Genomic DNA, 16245 nt, shown 5'->3' on the forward strand with positions numbered 1-16245 from the left:
GCAGGGGGTACCCCCTGCCCTTCTCCGGGCCTAAGTGGGGGGTACCCTCCCCCATAGTTCCTGTGGTTGCGGGCCGGATTGGATCACTCAGTATCCCTCCGGGCGATCATGATGATAGGGGCTGATCGGATTGACACGGGCATATTGGTTTTAGCCGACAGGATGTGGAACGAGTTGGTTCTTCCCTCTGGCATTAAACGAAAATCCCCCCGCCGCTGCTGGTGATACAAAGAGGCCGCTTCGATCCGTCTCAAGAGTCCATGAAACAACAAAGTTAATGCGTTCCGTTCCCGCACTCATCCCTCTCGCACAATCCCGTGTGAACGATGCCCTGCCGGAATCGCGTTGGTCGCAGGATAGAGAGAGGGGGTCGCCCATGATCAACCGCCGGGGAGGTCATGGTGACCGGTATAAAAAAAACCGGGTCGCGATCTGGAGATCCCGGAAAATGGCCGGCTCCGCCATGCGATCCTGTTGGCAGACTTCGTACTCGATGGGGATGTTTATGGAGAGATCAAATGAAAAGAAGGTCGTTTGGTACGCGAGGATGTTGATAAGCGGACGAGGTGAAAGACAGGTGGGAAAAAAGGATTAAACAGGAAGGGTTTTTTTAAAACGTTTCAGGATATTAAAAATCCCGGTATGCCGTTTTACGAGACTCCACTTCGAGAACGTGGATGATCAAAATCTCATCGTGAATCGATACAAAAGCCCTCACACCCCTGTGGATTCTGACCGAGTATATCGGGTGCCTTGGATTTGATGACTTTATTTTTTTGATAAAGCGGTAGGGATCATTTCGGATTTCATGAATCTTCCGGATAACCTGCCGGGCAGTTTCCGGGGGAAGTCTGCCCAGGTCACGATCTGCCCGTGGAGTATATTCGACCCGGTATGGGCTCATTTAACACCATACTTCTTCATAATCTCTTTTTCCGGGATCAGTGTTCCCTCCCGGACTTCTTTGAGGGATTCTTCGAGACCCTGGAGGGTTTCTTCACTGAGGGGTTCATCATCGATTGCAAGAGTTACCAGGCGCTCAATGACATCGTTGTATGACTCTTTTGGATGGTGTTTCAGGGAGTTCAGCCGGGTTTTGAGGTCCTCCCGAATGTAAATTGAACTTGCTGCCTGCATAGTAGAACTACTATGCACCTATAGGTATTATACCTGATGGTTTGTTGGGGGAGGCATCATCATTATGAATGCCGCTTGCCAGTAATCATGAGAATCCAAAAGCAAACCAACGCCGGAATCGCCATTTAAACGGGAATGGGGCGAGCCCACGATCTATTTTGCAGTAAGTGATATCAAATGTGACGGGTGGCAAAATGGGAGATACCTGTAACCCATCATAAAAATGCGAGGGGAGGGATTTGAACCCGCGAACTTCTTCAAGAACAGATCTTGAGTCTGCCTCCGTTGGCCAAGCTTGGATACCCTCGCTCCTGTGTGGAATTATGTTGGCGACGGGAATAAATAAGGTACCTGATCGGGAGATCACATGAAATCCGCGAGACCCAGCTGCTCGTGTTTCTCCTCGCCAAACGTTGATTCAATGGCAAGATCGAGCACTTCAACCCGCTGCCGGGTGTAATCGGATACCTTGTATTTTTTCACCATCGTACGGGACACTTCGAGATATTTTTTGACCGATCCTTCGTGCACGGTCGGGATGATATTGCCGTTGCAGATGCCCTTTCCTTTGAATTTCGTGCATTTGCCGGCAAGCGGCATCCGGCGGTAACTCGCATTGCACTTGGTGCACCGGAACTTCTGCTTGGAGAACGCGGAGAGGTTCCCCATCAGGTCACGGATGAAATGCGTATTCAACACCCGTTCGGCCACATCGTCCGCATCGACGGCCCGGATCTTCTCGGCCAGATCGAGTTCCGCTTCAAGTTTCTCCGCCATGGTCTTGAGCTGCGTGTAGGTGGACTCTAACGGCCCTGACGATATGTCCGACGTGTCGTGCGTGAAGAAGAACCCTTCGAGCTGCTGCGGGGTCCCGATCCTCCGCTCGACCCGGTCGATGAGCGGCTCGATATCTTTTGCCTTTGCATAGGCGAGGCCGGCTTCGTAGAGTTCGAGCGGGTAACCCTTCCCGACATCCACATTCAGGGCCTCCTTGTCGATCTCCGCCGGATCGATCCGGCTCGTGAGCACTAACGGAGCATCCATCGTCCCGCCACGGTTCTGGGGCAAAAACGAGCGCGAGAAATTCAGGAGACCGTCCATGAGGAGCATGACGCAGTCTTCATCACCGTCGCACTGCCCGGTAAAAATGCCGTTTGCAACCATCGTGTGGTCGTCTGCGACCGTCAGGCAGTATACCCGGTCCTCAAGAGAGGTGACGGTTTCCACGTTCGCAATCCGGTCGGTGATCACGGCCCCGCCTTCGCAGGCCGGCACGGCATCCCCGGTCTTTACCTCCATCGCCTTGATCTTTTTTAAGTATTCAACATCCCATACCAGCATCGCGTGGTCGGGGGTGACCGTCAGTTGACGGTTGCGAGAGGTGGTAAACCGGATCAGGTTTTGCGGCGCCCGGTGGATGGAAACCGACGTGATCTTACGCAGGTGCATCACGCCCGATGTATCGACGGTACGGGTGTAATACGTGTGCACCGGATCGGAATAGTAGGTGCCCAGCCGGTCGAGCCCGGGCTGGCTGATATCGAAATTTTCCAGCACGAATTTCCGTATGGGCGTGCATGACCACGTTTTCCCGTCATACACTTCGATCTCGGTATCGCCGTAGAAACAGTTCCGGCGCTTTGCCGCGTGGAAGAACGGGTGGGCATACCCGACGTTTGCCCGGGTAAACCCGATGACCCGGGCGAGCACCCCGGCGCTCGTGTGCGGGGCAAGGCCGATGACCAGATGGCCGACCAGATCGTCCCGGGTCTTTATGTTGTAGAATGCAGGGAGGCCGTAGAGTTTTGTGAGTTCGTCATCGATGAACTGTGCGACCTTTATCATATAGACCGCACACGAATCCGCGAGGAGGAGGTCCTGTGGGCGCATCTCGATGACCTGCGTCCCGTTCTGGAGATCGTAGCCGTTGATGTCCTTAAGGTACCCGAGCGACCGGAGTTTTTCGACCGACACTTTCACCTCGTCCGGCCGGATGTGCGTGAGCGGGAGGTCGATCATGTCGAACCGGGTGGTGCCATCTTTAAAGACGTAGATGTCCTGCTGCGCCCGTAGGATCCCTTTTTCCATTGCCTCGACCGCTTTTTCCCGGGAGATTACACCTTTCACGCCTTTCACAAGCGCAATGCTGTCTTTTTTTATCCCGAGGCGCTCCATTGCCTCCGCATATTCCGCTTTCATGTTTAAGGCGATCCGCTGGCTGCACTTGGCCGGGACAGCGCAGTTCGGGCAGCGTTCCGTCACCATCTCATGCCCGCACTTCGGGCAGGTGTAGACCGGTGTCGTATGCGTTTTGCACTTCGGGCACCGGTTCAGGTACGTGATATCGCCGCAGCCAGGACAGCGCCGGCGGCCGACTTCGATCTCGATGACGCCGCCTTCTTTCTGGAAATCGATCTCGGTTGCATGGGCATCGACTTCCTCGGCATGGATCGAGGCTTCCTGGAAAGAGCGCCGGGCACCCCCGGATTCACCGAGCGGGAAGAGTGCGTGCGGCGGCGGGCTCATCTTTCGCGGCTTGGACTTGCCGGGCCGGCCCATTCGTCCGCCAATCCGGATCCCGGACCGGGACCGGAGCCTGAGGCCGCTTACGTGCATGACGAGCGCAAGCTGACCGGCACCGGCAGGTACCGTGTTCCACGTGTCGCGTTTTTTTAAGTGTTCGTCGAAGCCGAGGCAGGCGACAAATGCCCGGTATGTCCGGATCCGTATGGTCCCCCCGCTCACCTTGTGGGGGAGAAGCAGGATCTCGAGAGGGTCTTTTATTTTCGGGTCGAGGGGAATGACCAGCGTATCCTCTTCAATTTTCCCGGTGTTCGAAACAGTATCGGCAAGAAGCCGGATCTGGTCGACGCTGATATCATCCCAGTACCAGGTATACGCAGGGAACAGGTATCCCCCGGCGCTCGCAAGCGCGAGCGCTTCAGGTTCATCCTGCGGCGGTTTTGTTCCCGGTTTTTGTTCAAGCAGCCACCATTCCTCGCAGTAGCCGGCGGGAACCAGCGGATGGTTGTTTTCGAGGAAATCACCATATGCGATCAGGATCTCCCCGACATCAAGGATCCTCTCGACCTTTTTTGTCAGGGTCAACGCGGTCTTTTCATCGTCCACCCTGATAACTTCGCCGCCGATCAGCCGCACGGTCGGGCCTTCAATGGTATCGACGGGGACGACGCCGCATGCCTTGCCCGGGCGCTCCAGTTTCATCTGGGTACCGACGGCAAGAAACCCCCCCAGCAGGTACAGCGTCGCCGGGTTGAACCCGGCCGTCGCAAAACCGGTGTTGCGCGAACGGCCGTACCGGAGCCTGAATCCCCCTTTCCGCATCGGGTAAGAAAAGACCGGGCGCCCCCCGATGAGATCCCGGAGGTACTTGTCAAGCGGCCTGATGCCCGGGGCCTGATCTTCCTCCCCCGATTTTGCTGCGCCGGCGATGAGCTTGTCCAGCCAGTCCCAGCCGGTCATGCTCATCTTCTCGACCTTGCTCTTGAGCTTGCGGGCTTTTCCCGCGATACCCTCGGCAAGGACAAGCGCCATCCCGCCCCTCACGGCATTTGTCTCCACCCGGGGGAGGTTCCGGTGTCCCGAGACCTCCTCTTTCTCCGTTGCTTCGCCATCGATGCAGACCGGGCAGTTCTCCACAATCAGCCGGATCTCCGCCTCGCTTGGCAGGTACTGGAGGTTCATGATGGTATTGTACTGGCGGATCTCCTCGATGTACCGCTCGACTTCATCCTGGTGGGGGTGGTAGCGGCCGATCCCGAGTTTTGCCCGCACATAATCCCCAACAAGCACCGAGAGCGCCTGTGCCGTCCCGCCGGCGCTCCGGATAGGCCCGGCATAATAGATCATCAGGTACGTGGTGCCGTCGTCATTCTTGCCAAGGCCGACTTTCGCGATCCCTTCGGTCGGGGCCGAGACGACGCCTTCGGTTAAAAGTGCCATCGCCGTCCGTATGGAGTGGTCGAGGATCTCTTCAGTGTTCTTTTCCCCGAACATCTTTGCGACAAAATCATCGCCGATCCGGAGCGCCACTTCCTCACGGGACATCTGCGCTTCGAGTTCCCGGATCCGGGCCGCCACCCCTTTGATCCCAAGGAGCGCCTCGACCCGGTCAGCGAGGTCGCTTGCAATAGGGATCTCGACGGCCATGCTCGGGTCGATCCCGCGGAAACGCGCCTCCTGAGCACGTGCAATCGCACGGGATAGCCCGTCCATCAGGGTCTTCCCGTACGCTTCCATCTCAGGAGAGAGCTTGAGCATAGTGGTAGATTGGCGGGGGCAAAATTTATACTGTGGTATACCGTGGTTCTGCCGTCAGAAAAAGAGGATCTGATTGTGGGGGATCAGGGCTGTTTCTCTCCCCTGATCTCCTCGATCATGGATGGCAGGCCGGTCTCGCCCATCTGCCAGAGCGTGAGCGTGGCGCACGAGCGGAGGATCTCGTCGGCATCGGAAAGCCGCCGGGTGAGCGGGGCCACCGCGGGTTTCCCGATCCGGCAGAGCGCCCGGGACAGAAAGCCGCGCAGTTCCTTGTCCTCGCTCGCCATTGCGGAAATAAGCGGTTCCACCGCCGGTTCCCCCATCTCGCCGAGAGCTGCCGCAGCATAGCGCCGGAACTCGCGGTCAGGAGCCTCTTTCATCGCCGCAATGAGGGGCACAATCGCGGGCACACCCGTTTTTGTGAGGGCAATCGCACGGTACCAGCGGCTGTCATCATTTCCTGCAGCGGCAAGGGCACGGATCAGGGGCTGTACCGCCGCCTCTCCGGCCTCGGAGAGCGCGAGAACCGCATGATGGCGGTTATCTATCTCGGGGTCGTCAAGCTGGATGATTAATAAGGCAATACTCTCGTTGCCATCTTTCTGGATATCTGGAGTCATTGGAACACCGGTATAGTCAATATTAGAGTCCATCAGCTCATGTGTGTTGTTATCGGGATCGGCCCCACGGGGGGATGCCCGGTTCTTTCCTTATGGGTCAGGCAAGCCCGAGCCATGACGGGATAAAGAGAATGCAGAAGAACGCCGCCATCAGGATAAGTCCGAGAGGGACGCCGGTTTTTGCCCATTCACGGCTCGAGATCCCCATCTTCCCTGCCGCGATGATGTTAGGGATGTTCCCCGGGATCAGCATGCCGCCCGCAATCAACAGGCCCATGAGTGCGCTCGTGATCTGCTGGGATGAGAGCACCGGGTTGATCTCCGCTGCGGCGAGGGTCGCGTTGTCAAGCACTGCGGAGACGATATTGATCCAGTACAGCCCTGCAGAGGGGATCGAAACGATAAATTCAAGGATAAGCGGCTTGAAGCCCTCGCCAAGGAAAACAAGCGCCATGATAAAGAGGTAGACCTTCCCGGCCCGGATCAGGATCTCCTTGATCGTTTCGCGCTCGACACTGCACTCAAGTTTCTCATCGCCTTTATGGCTCCGGGAAAAGAGGAAGACACCGACAACCCCGAGGACGAGTATGGCAGGGATAATAAAGATCCCCAGCCGGTCGAAGAGGAACGTGAACCCGGCATGGTACGGGGCGCCCGAGAGCTTCGAGACCACGATCGTGGTGAGGGGCTCGCCGAGAGGGGTGAGACCGGCCCCGAGGCCGATGGAGAGGCAGGACACCACCGCGATCTCCACCTTCGCTTTTTTGACCACGGGGAGGGCATTCACTATCTCAACAAGGATGATCGCGGCAAGGATGGCGGAGATAATACTCGATACAAGACCGAGGACGACGATGAGCAGAAAAATGATCCATGAGAGGGAAAGGCGGTCGACCATCCCCACGATCGCAGACTGCAGCCGGTGGTAGAAAAAGTAGATCACAAGGCCGAATACGAGCACAATCTGGACGATACCAACCGGGATACCAAAGAGGCTCGTGACATGCAACGGGGAGAGGAGCGCTTCCTGTACGATGGCCTGGCTCCAGCCGGTCTGCTCGCCGGGAATAATGATCAGGCCGGAGAGCGTCAGGGCCACGACCCCGCAGGCAAACAGGAACACCTCGAGGTTGTGCTCGATACACTTCACCCGGAACGGGAGAATGAGGACGAGGATAAAAATGAGCCCCAGCCCGACGTTTGCAAGCATGTCCATGGAGAGCATCTTAAAAACACCCGGCAACAGGTATACAGCCGGTTCCTCAAGGGAAGAATGGGTGCCCAAAAGATTAATGGATTTCTTTTGTAAAAATAAGGAACAAAGTATATATCACCGTATGATGGTATAGACCAATTGATACCGGGGGACCGGCAATATGGCACATGACATCCTCGATACCGTCAGCACAATACGGGATGCAGCAGTAGGGAGATGCCGGAAACGGATAGAGGATGCGGCAAAAAAAGCAAAGGGGATCATCCACAGAAACCCGGCGGAAGAGGAAAACTCAGGGCTGTGCTGTGAACCGCAGTGCGGCGTTACCGCAGTGCTGAAGCGCAAACACGGGCTTTAAAGGAGGGTCATGATGGATTCTGAAAAATCGCTGCTCCAGCAGATCCGGGACAAGGAGCAGGAATTTGACATAAAGATCGAGACCACAAAGAGGGAGACCGAGGCTGAAATCGCGGCTGCATACCAGCAGGCTGATACGATTATCACGGAGGCCGGAAAGCGGAGGAAAGCAGCAGCGGAGGCGCTGCTGCACGAGGAAACGGAAACAACCGGTGCTGAAGTTGACCGTATAAAAAAAGAGGCAGCCGACAAGGTCGATGCTGCCCGGAAAAACGGGGAGAGACACCTCCCATCCGCAGTGGAAAAGATCACCGGGTATGTGACAAGCCTCTAGCCCGGGCCACGGTTCTTAAAAAAAAGGAGTCCTATGCTCCAGAAGATGAAACGGATCCAGGTCATCGGGCCAAAAAAGGAGTTCGGTGCAGTCGTCGACCTGCTCTATCACGAGGGGACGATCCATCTTGAAGATGCCTGCCAGTGTATCCCGAAAGAGGAGATCCACCTCATCCCGATGGAGAAGGAAAAAACTGCGGAAGTTGCGGATATAGAGGGGAGAATAACCGGGATCCTCTCGACACTCCCGGAAGCCCCGGCCGATCCGGCAATAGATGAACAGATCGCAAGCGAGCTGCAGGACAAAACCCGGGATGACCTGATCACCCAGGCACACGAGATGATCCGCGAACTGGAGTCGGTCACCCGGGAGCTGGCTTCAAGGGAAAGCGACCTGAAATTAAAGATCACGACCTGGGACAGGTACATAAAAATCCTCAACTTTATCCAGCCCATGGAGCACGAGATCCCGGTTCTTGAAAACTATGAAGTGACCATCCTGCTGATCCAGAAAGAGTTCAGTGAGGTCCTTGACCTGATCAGAAAGGAGCTCACCACCATTACCCACGACCAGTTCGAGATGAATTCGATGTCGGTGGATGCCGAGACGCTCGCCACGATCATGGTATTCAACAAGCGCTATTCCCAGGCGGTCCATTCCTTCGTCTTTTCCGTCAATGTCAACGAGGTCCGCCTCCCGCAGGAGTACATGGGGAAGCCGTTTTATGCGATGTTCGCCCAGATCGAGAGCGACAAGGCAGGGGCGGCAGAAGAGATCCGGCTGATTGACGAGAAACTTGCCGCCCTTTCCCACCGCTGGTACCACGAACTGACGTTTCTTAAAAAAACGTTTGAGGATATCAGTGAGGAACTTCTCTCATTCAACAAGTTCGGCCATTCCGAATATATGTTTGTCGTGATGGGCTGGATCCCGAAAAAATTCCTGAGGCGGATGAGAGATGCAGTAAAAAAGGCATTCGGGGACCGGGTGATCATCAGCGAGCTCGGGGTAGGGGCAAAAGAGATGGAGAAGGCACCCACCTTTTATGACAACCCCCGGTGGATCAAACCCTTCGAGACGATCATGCAGCTGGTCTCCCCTCCGGCATACCGGGAGGTCGACCCGTCTCCGGTGCTTGCGATCTTCTTCCCGTTTTTCTTCGGGCTCATGGTGGGAGACATCGGTTACGGGCTCGTCATTCTCGCCTTTGCCCTGATCGTGAAGAAAAAACTCGGGGCCAACGCCTTTGCAAAAAACATCTCGGAGATCCTGATCATCTCGTCCATCCCGACCATCATCTTCGGGTTTCTGTACGGGGAATTCTTCGGCGATTTTGGGGAAACGATGGGCTGGCTCCAGCCTGTTCACCTCTTAGGCATCACCTGGAACCGGGTGGATGCAATGATCCCCATGCTGCTCTTTGCCATTGCCGTGGGGGTCATCCATGTCTTTTTGGGCCTTGTGATCGGCATCCGCAACGCGATGATCCGGAAGAACAAAAAGCATGCTGCAGAAAAAGTGGGGATGCTGCTCGTGATCACGGCAATTATCCTCATCCTCACGCTTTACGTGGAGATGATCCCGTCATGGATGATGTATCCCATTGCAGGGATGGCAATCGTGGCAATCCTCCTGATCATCTATGGCGGTGGGGCGCTGGGCCCGATGGAGATCATGAGTTCAGTAGGGAACATTTTGTCCTATGCGAGGCTGATGGCGATCGGCATGGCATCCGTGATCCTCGCCATCGTGGCCAACCGGATCGGAGGAGCGATCGGGATCGCGATCATCGGCGTCATCGCCGCAGTACTCCTGCATACCCTGAATATTATCCTTGCCATGTTCAGCCCGTCCATTCACTCGATGAGGCTGCACCTGGTGGAGTTCTTCTCCAAGTTCTACGAAGGTGGGGGGGTAATATACAAGCCGTTTAAACGGGTCTGATTCGTGCAGGTGTATCCATATAGCAGGACGAACGGCTGGTGTTTCAGCCCATGCCCTGTGTCTTTTTCGCTGCCTTTTCCTTCTGGGCCTTTTTCTTGCGCTCGAGGATCCGCTTCACCTTTTTTAACCGGAACAGATCTTCCCGTTCCCGCTCCTCGATCGCGTTCTTGATGAACTTTGCCTGGCTCTTCAGCTCGGGGATCAGGACCTGTTCGAGGGCATTCACCCTGCGCCGGTTCCTCTGGATCTCCCCCCCCAGCCTCCGCATGGCAGTCTCGGTCTCCGCCAGCTCAATCAAGAGATCAAGCTCTGCCTCAAACCGCTCGGCAGTCTCATCGATCCGCCCGCTGGTGGCAATCACGCCATACCCCCTTTCGAGCATGCTTTTCGATACCCGTTTCTTCTCGATCACCGGTACCGGAACACCCATAATGTTTTTCCCGGTAATATCGACCGTTATTGCCCGGCGGGTGGCAAACGATGCGGACCGGATTGTGACCGGGTCATCGACTGCCTGTGCAACGAGGAGCGCCAGATCTGCCGAGCGGGAGATCGCATCCAGTTCGTCACGGGATGCGGAGACTGTGCTGAGGATCTTGAAAAATTCCTGGATGAGCGCGTCCATCTTTTCCCGGAGGAGGTCCCGGCCCTGCTCGGCAAGCTTGATCTGCGCTTTTGTTTTCATCAGCTCCATCCGGGTAGGCTTGACCTGTTCCATCGCTCACCGTCCCGGTTCCCTGTGGGCAGGATGGTACTTTGCAATATACTCTTTCTTGATCCGTTTCAGCTCATCCTCGGGAAGGATCGCAAAGAGGTCCCATGCAGTCGAGAGGGTCTTTTCAATGGAGCGATCCTCGTCACCCTGCGTGATAAACCGTTTTTCAATCTCATCGGCAAATTTCAGGTATTTCTTGTCCAGCTCCGTGAGCGCCTCTTCCCCGACAATGGCAACGAGCCTGCGCAGGTCTCTCCCATAGGCGTACGAGGCGTACAGCTGGTCGGCCACCCCCCGGTGATCTTCCCGGGTTTTCCCGGGGCCGATCCCGAGGTTCATGAGCCGGGAGAGGCAGGGGAGGGCGTCGACCGGCGGGTCAGCGCCCCTGCGGAAGAGATCCCGTGAGAGCACGATCTGGCCCTCGGTGATATACCCGGTCAGGTCCGGAACCGGGTGGGTGATATCGTCGTCCGGCATGGTCAGGATGGGAATCTGCGTGATGGACCCGCTCTTTCCCTTGAGCCGGCCGGCCCGCTCGTAAATGGATGCGAGGTCCGTGTACATGTACCCGGGATACCCACGCCGCCCGGGCACTTCTTCGCGTGCCGTCGAGATCTCGCGGAGCGCCTCGCAGTAGTTGATCATGTCCGTCAGGATCACAAGGACATGGAGGTTATGGGTGAACGCGAGATATTCCGCGACGGTCAGGCCGCAGCGGGGTGCCGCAATCCGTTCGACCGTGGGATCGTCGGCAAGGTTCATGAAGAAGACCACACGCTCCAGCGCCCCGGTGCTTTCGAAGTCCCGCATGAAAAAGGAGGCCTCCTTGTGTGTGATCCCCATGGCGACGAACACAACGGCAAACTGTTCCCCTTCCCCAAGGACTTTTGCCTGCCGGGCGATCTGGGCGGCGAGCTTGTTTGCCGGTAGCCCGGAGCCGGAGAAGATGGGCAGTTTCTGGCCACGGACAAGCGTATTCAGCCCGTCGATCGTGGACATGCCGGTCTGGATGAAATCCGCCGGTTTGTCCCGGGCCGAGGGATTGATCGGGGTTCCGGCGATATCCAGGATCGCATCCGGGATGATCTCCGGGCCGCCGTCGCGGGCCTTGCCGACACCGGAAAACACTCTGCCGAGCATATCGATAGAGACATTGATCCGCGCCGGCTCGCCGGTAAAACGGACCTTTGTCACCTCGGTATCAATTCCCCGGGTACCCTCGAAGACCTGGACCACGGCAAGGTCTTCCGAGATGTCAAGAACCTGCCCGGTCCGTTCCTCGCCATCTTTTAAGAAGATCCGGACCATCTCCCCGAAGGATGCCCCTTTCACGTTGCTGACAAAGACGAGGGGACCGGAGACATACGTGATCGTCCGGTAATCCCTCGTGAGAAGAGGCGCCTGCTTCATTTCTCCACCTCCAGGGCGGTAAGCCCGGTGCTGATCTCCCCGATCATCTTTTTGAGGTCGTCTGTGTTCCCGATATCCTTCATCCGCCCGATGCCTGTCCTGATCGGGAGACCCTGGATCTGCTTGAGCGTGACGCCGCGGTTCATCGCATCGTTCATCTGTGTATAATAGGTCATGATCACCTTGAGCATCAGGTACTGTTTCTCCATGGGGCAGAACGAGTCCGTGTCGCTGTAGGCACTCTGCTGGAGGAAATCTTCCCGGATCATCCGTGTCACTTCCAGGATCGCCTTTTCACTCTCCGGCAGCGCGTCCGGACCGACCAGCTGGACAATTTCCTGCAGCTCGACTTCTTTCTGGAGCAGGTACATGGTCTTTTCCCGGAGCTCGCGCCAGTCCTTTGCCACATGTTCCACGTACCAGTCCCCGATGCTGTCGAGGTAGAGCGAGTAACTCTTGATCCAGTTCACCGAGGGGAAATGACGGCGGTACGCGAGGCTGGTATCCAGTGCCCAGAAGGTCCCGACCACCCGGAGCGTGTTCTGGGTGATAGGCTCGGAGAAATCCCCGCCCGGGGGGGATACGGCACCTACAACAGTCACCGATCCTATCCGCTCACCGGTACATTCGCACTCGACCCTGCCCGCCCGTTCGTAAAAGGCGGAAAGCCGGGTAGCAAGGTACGCGGGATAGCCCTCCTCGCCGGGCATCTCCTCGAGGCGGCCGGACACTTCCCGCAGCGCTTCGCCCCATCGCGAGGTCGAATCCGCCATCAGGGCAACATCGTACCCCATGTCACGGAAATACTCGGCAATGGTGATGCCGGTATAAATCGAGGCCTCCCGGGCAGCCACCGGCATATTGGAGGTGTTGGCGATCAGGATGGTCCGTTCGATCAGCGGGAGGCCGGTCCGCGAGTCGACAAGCTCGGGAAACTCGGCAAGCACGTCCGTCATCTCATTGCCCCGCTCGCCGCAGCCGATATAGACGACAATCTGCGTATCCGACCACTTGGCAAGGGTCTGCTCGGACACGGTCTTGCCGGTCCCGAAGCCGCCCGGGATCATCGCCGTCCCGCCCTTGGTGACCGGGAAGATGCAGTCGAACACCCGCTGCCCGGTGACGAGGGGAAGGACCGGATCGAGCTTTTTCCGGATCGGCCGGGGGATCCTGACCGGCCAGACCTGCATCATGGACAGCCGGGTGCCATTGTCAAGGACGCAGACAGTTTCTTCTACGGTGAACGAGCCGCTCCGTATTTCCTTTACCGTACCGGAGACTCGGGGAGGGACGAGGATCCGGTGCTCGAAATGGAACTCCCGTACAATCCCAATCACGTCACCGCCGCTCACCTTGTCGCCTTCTTTTACTGAGGGCGAAAACTCCCATTTTCTCTCCCGTTCAAGCCCCGGGGCAGAGATCCCGCGGGCGATAAAATCCCCGCATTTCGCAAGGAGCACCGGCAAGGGGCGCTGCACGCCATCATAGATGGAGGAGAGGAGGCCCGGCCCGAGCTCGACCGAAAGAGGGGTCTCCGTATCCTCGACGTTCTCACCTACGGTGAGACCGGTCGTGTCCTCGTAGACCTGTATGACGGCCTCGTCACCCTCCAGCCGGATGATCTCCCCCCGGAGCGCCTCTTCCCCGACTTTCACTACGTCATACATCCTCGCCCCTTTCATACCGCGGGCGGTGATAACGGGGCCGGAGATCCTCGAAATGGTTCCCTGCATCATATTTTCATCTCCTCAGGACGATGTTGTATCCGATTGCCTTTCTTAAGAGCCGTTCGATATAGGACTGCCGGTCAACCTCTTTGGACTTCGACGGAATGGGGATGATGAGCGGGCGGGCCAGCCGTTCGATACGGGTCATCAGCTTCTCATCAAGGGAGAGCATGTACTCCTCGTTCACCGCGACAATCCCGATATCATCCTTGTACAGCAGAGGGGGTATCACTTTTTTTGCCTCCTCCAGATTTCCCACTTCCAGCACCTCGACACCCGCGAGCCGGAACCCCGATGCCCGGTCACTGTCGGTCACGACCACGAACTTATACATATATCAGTTCCTCCTTGAGCTGGTCAAGCGGAAAATCCGCTGTTTTGCACCGTGAGATGATCCGGATATTGGTGATCTCATTGTACTTGGCCCAGAAGTACCCGATCACCGAGCCAACGCTCAGGGGGTCCGAAAAAAAGGCATTTACACCTTTTCTGATCAGGTATTTCTCGAGCTGCTTTTCGAGAACGGAGATTTTCCCCATGACAACCGTCTCGGGAATATCCGCAAGGAACCGGTACGAGGTTTTTTCCAGCGCCCGGACCGCCTCGTTTACCGAGTGCAGGGTTAAGAGGTACTTCAAATCCTCAATGTCCAGTTCCTTTCCACCTTCAATCAGGAAATCAAGCACAAGGTCTTCCTTGACGTGATCCCGGATCATCCGCAGGATCGTCTTGATGTTCACTATATCAATCTCCGTCCCGAGGATATCGCGGATGAGCGCATTGTTGTAGGACCGTTTCCTGACTGTTTCAAGGGCATTCTCGTAATAATACCGGTCCAGTGCACATTCAAGGATCGCAAGATCCCCGGTTTCAGAGAACCGCGGGAAGTGTTCTGTCAGGGGGCGTGCATACACGATCTCCCAGGTGGCAAGCATGTCGATCACTGCCCGCACATCGGGTTGTTTGATCAGCTCGGTGAGGGTCGCCTCATCCATTTCCCCGGCAGGTACCAGGCAGTCGAGGATCTCCTCATTGGTGACATGGATGTTTTTTCCCCGGATGATGGTCGTGATGTTCTGGACATCCCACCGGTGCAGGAAGATCCGGATATACCGTTCCGCTTCGCTGTCCTTGACAAACTTCAGGATTTTGCGGAATGTGTGAGTGAAATTTTTCCTGAGGGCATATTCAATGCAGAGTACATCGGAGTACTGGACTTTGGCCGCGATAATATCATTCCGGTATGGCGTCTTTTCAAGGTCTGCAATCAGGGACTCCATGTCCGGCTGGAAAATCAGGTTTTCAAGGGTATGACGGTCCAGCAGGTAGCTTTTCATCCCCCGGATCCGTGCATTCACATACCCGTAATCCATCTCAACCACCGAACAGGATCGAGTAAATCTCGAGTTTTCGGTGTTCTTTTATCCGCTCAAGCCGCGATTCGACCGTGTTCGAGATCGTAACTGTTTCGTCCGGATTTGTGATGACGAGACCTCCCGCAGTCGTGAGATCCGGAATCATAACGGCAGGCAGGTTCATCCCGGCAAGCGTATCCCTGCAGAGACTTTCGTCCCGTTTGTCAACATGAACATGACATTTCCCGGTCCCAATCGCTCCTGACGCTTCCTGTGCCAGTTTCTTGAAAATTTCTGGATACGACGGATCGGTCCGAAGCGAGAAAAGGCGTTGTTCTGCCATGGTGATCGCCTGCGAGAAGATCGCCTCTTTTCTCATTATCAGCTGCTTCTTCTCCTCAACTCTGACAAGGTACATCAGCTTGTTCCGCTCAATCAAGGCGGCTTTTTTTGTCTCGTCAAGTGAGGTCTGCTGCAGGTCTGCTGCCCGGGCTTCTGCCGCTTCCACGATTGCCCGGACCGCGGCGCGTGCCCGGGTGCGGATCTCCTGCTCCCGTTCCCCGGCATTCTCCTCGACGGATTTTAACAGGTTCTCATAGGCCACAGTTTCACCCGTTCATTTCATGGAACTGCACATCAGTACAGTCTGAATGGAGTTGGCACCCGGTTGTTCCCGGTACGGGAGCCGACAGAAAAAACCTGTTGCTGAGGGGAACGCGCTTTGAGATCACCAACGATCTGCAGCATCCGGTTACTTGACCATCAGGATGATCATCGAAGCCACGACAAAGCCCAGGATGACCAGTGTCTCCGGAATTGCTTCCAGGACAATTATCGTTCCGGCCGTCTCAGGCTTCTCGGCAATCGCGCCGGCCCCGGCTGAACCGATCCGCGACTGCGCCCATCCGGTTCCAAATGCGCCTGCGGCAAAGGCAATGGCTGCCCCCAAAGGGATTTCCCATCCTTCCATGTGAATGACCTCCTCACTGATAGTATGCTAACAGGGTCTTCCATATATACATTTCGCAATGAATGGAGAAACGAGTCTTAAAAATATTCAAAATTTAAAAAATGGTTAAAAAACCGGTTTATTGTGAGCGGCCCAGGATCTGATCGAGCGACTGCAGCATGGCATCGGTCATGTAGCGT

At 56.3% G+C, this 16245-nt stretch carries 15 protein-coding genes and 1 tRNA gene; 3 read left to right on the top strand and 13 right to left on the bottom strand.

The window, feature by feature from the left end; translation table 11 throughout:
• Window positions 1–628 precede the first annotated feature (628 nt).
• The 6 genes from QZN75_RS07630 to QZN75_RS07655 form a co-directional block, all read right to left on the bottom strand.
• A complete protein-coding gene (locus QZN75_RS07630; RefSeq protein ID WP_292426914.1) occupies window positions 629–904 on the bottom strand; it encodes a type II toxin-antitoxin system RelE/ParE family toxin in 276 nt (91 codons plus the stop codon).
• Entirely contained in the window at window positions 901–1137 is a 237-nt protein-coding gene (locus QZN75_RS07635) for an antitoxin VapB family protein (RefSeq protein ID WP_292426917.1), read from the bottom strand. The genes QZN75_RS07630 and QZN75_RS07635 overlap by 4 nt, the downstream gene beginning before the upstream one ends.
• A gap of 224 nt (window positions 1138–1361) precedes the next feature.
• Window positions 1362–1446 (bottom strand) — tRNA-Leu (locus tag QZN75_RS07640).
• A gap of 54 nt (window positions 1447–1500) precedes the next feature.
• Window positions 1501–5418, bottom strand: a complete 3918-nt coding sequence (locus QZN75_RS07645) for a DNA-directed DNA polymerase II large subunit (protein WP_292426919.1) — start codon at window positions 5416–5418, stop codon at window positions 1501–1503.
• An 83-nt stretch (window positions 5419–5501) separates the two neighbouring features.
• Complete coding sequence (locus QZN75_RS07650; RefSeq protein ID WP_292426921.1) at window positions 5502–6038, bottom strand: HEAT repeat domain-containing protein; 537 nt, start codon at window positions 6036–6038, stop codon at window positions 5502–5504.
• A gap of 97 nt (window positions 6039–6135) precedes the next feature.
• Window positions 6136–7263 carry a DUF1646 family protein gene (locus QZN75_RS07655; protein ID WP_292426924.1) on the bottom strand — a complete coding sequence of 376 codons (1128 nt, stop codon included), beginning with the start codon at window positions 7261–7263 and terminating at the stop codon, window positions 6136–6138.
• A 151-nt stretch (window positions 7264–7414) separates the two neighbouring features.
• Here QZN75_RS07655 and QZN75_RS07660 point away from each other — a divergent pair, with 151 nt between their 5' ends.
• Genes QZN75_RS07660 through QZN75_RS07670 form a run of 3 tightly spaced genes read left to right on the top strand, consistent with a single transcriptional unit; the run spans window position 7415 to window position 9889 of the window.
• The gene (locus tag QZN75_RS07660; RefSeq protein ID WP_292426926.1) at window positions 7415–7612 is read left to right on the top strand and encodes a hypothetical protein; all 198 of its coding nucleotides are present in this window, start codon (window positions 7415–7417) and stop codon (window positions 7610–7612) included.
• 9 nt (window positions 7613–7621) lie between these two features.
• Window positions 7622–7945, top strand: a complete 324-nt coding sequence (locus QZN75_RS07665; RefSeq protein ID WP_292426930.1) for a V-type ATPase subunit subunit G family protein — start codon at window positions 7622–7624, stop codon at window positions 7943–7945.
• Between the two features lie 33 nt (window positions 7946–7978).
• A complete protein-coding gene (locus QZN75_RS07670; RefSeq protein WP_292426933.1) occupies window positions 7979–9889 on the top strand; it encodes a V-type ATP synthase subunit I in 1911 nt (636 codons plus the stop codon).
• A gap of 43 nt (window positions 9890–9932) precedes the next feature.
• Here the strand turns inward: QZN75_RS07670 and QZN75_RS07675 are convergent, their stop codons facing one another.
• From QZN75_RS07675 to QZN75_RS07705, 7 genes are all read right to left on the bottom strand, one after another.
• Window positions 9933–10607 (bottom strand): V-type ATP synthase subunit D, encoded by a 675-nt coding sequence (locus QZN75_RS07675; RefSeq protein WP_292426936.1) that lies wholly within the window; start codon window positions 10605–10607, stop codon window positions 9933–9935.
• Window positions 10608–10610: 3 nt separating this feature from the next.
• Entirely contained in the window at window positions 10611–12014 is a 1404-nt protein-coding gene (locus QZN75_RS07680) for a V-type ATP synthase subunit B (RefSeq protein ID WP_292426938.1), read from the bottom strand.
• The gene (locus QZN75_RS07685) at window positions 12011–13750 is read right to left on the bottom strand and encodes a V-type ATP synthase subunit A (protein WP_292426941.1); all 1740 of its coding nucleotides are present in this window, start codon (window positions 13748–13750) and stop codon (window positions 12011–12013) included. Before QZN75_RS07685 ends, QZN75_RS07680 begins: the two co-directional genes overlap by 4 nt.
• A 4-nt stretch (window positions 13751–13754) precedes the next feature.
• Entirely contained in the window at window positions 13755–14075 is a 321-nt protein-coding gene (locus QZN75_RS07690; RefSeq protein WP_292426944.1) for a V-type ATP synthase subunit F, read from the bottom strand.
• Window positions 14068–15114, bottom strand: coding sequence for an ATP synthase A1 subunit C (gene ahaC / locus QZN75_RS07695; protein ID WP_292426947.1), 1047 nt, complete (start codon window positions 15112–15114; stop codon window positions 14068–14070). Before ahaC ends, QZN75_RS07690 begins: the two co-directional genes overlap by 8 nt.
• Window position 15115: 1 nt before the next feature.
• The gene (locus QZN75_RS07700; protein ID WP_292426950.1) at window positions 15116–15700 is read right to left on the bottom strand and encodes a V-type ATP synthase subunit E; all 585 of its coding nucleotides are present in this window, start codon (window positions 15698–15700) and stop codon (window positions 15116–15118) included.
• Between the two features lie 147 nt (window positions 15701–15847).
• Window positions 15848–16066 carry an ATPase gene (locus tag QZN75_RS07705; protein WP_292426952.1) on the bottom strand — a complete coding sequence of 73 codons (219 nt, stop codon included), beginning with the start codon at window positions 16064–16066 and terminating at the stop codon, window positions 15848–15850.
• Window positions 16067–16245: the final 179 nt, after the last annotated feature.

The sequence above is a fragment of the Methanoregula sp. genome (assembly GCF_003170075.1).
GTDB lineage: Archaea > Halobacteriota > Methanomicrobia > Methanomicrobiales > Methanospirillaceae > Methanoregula.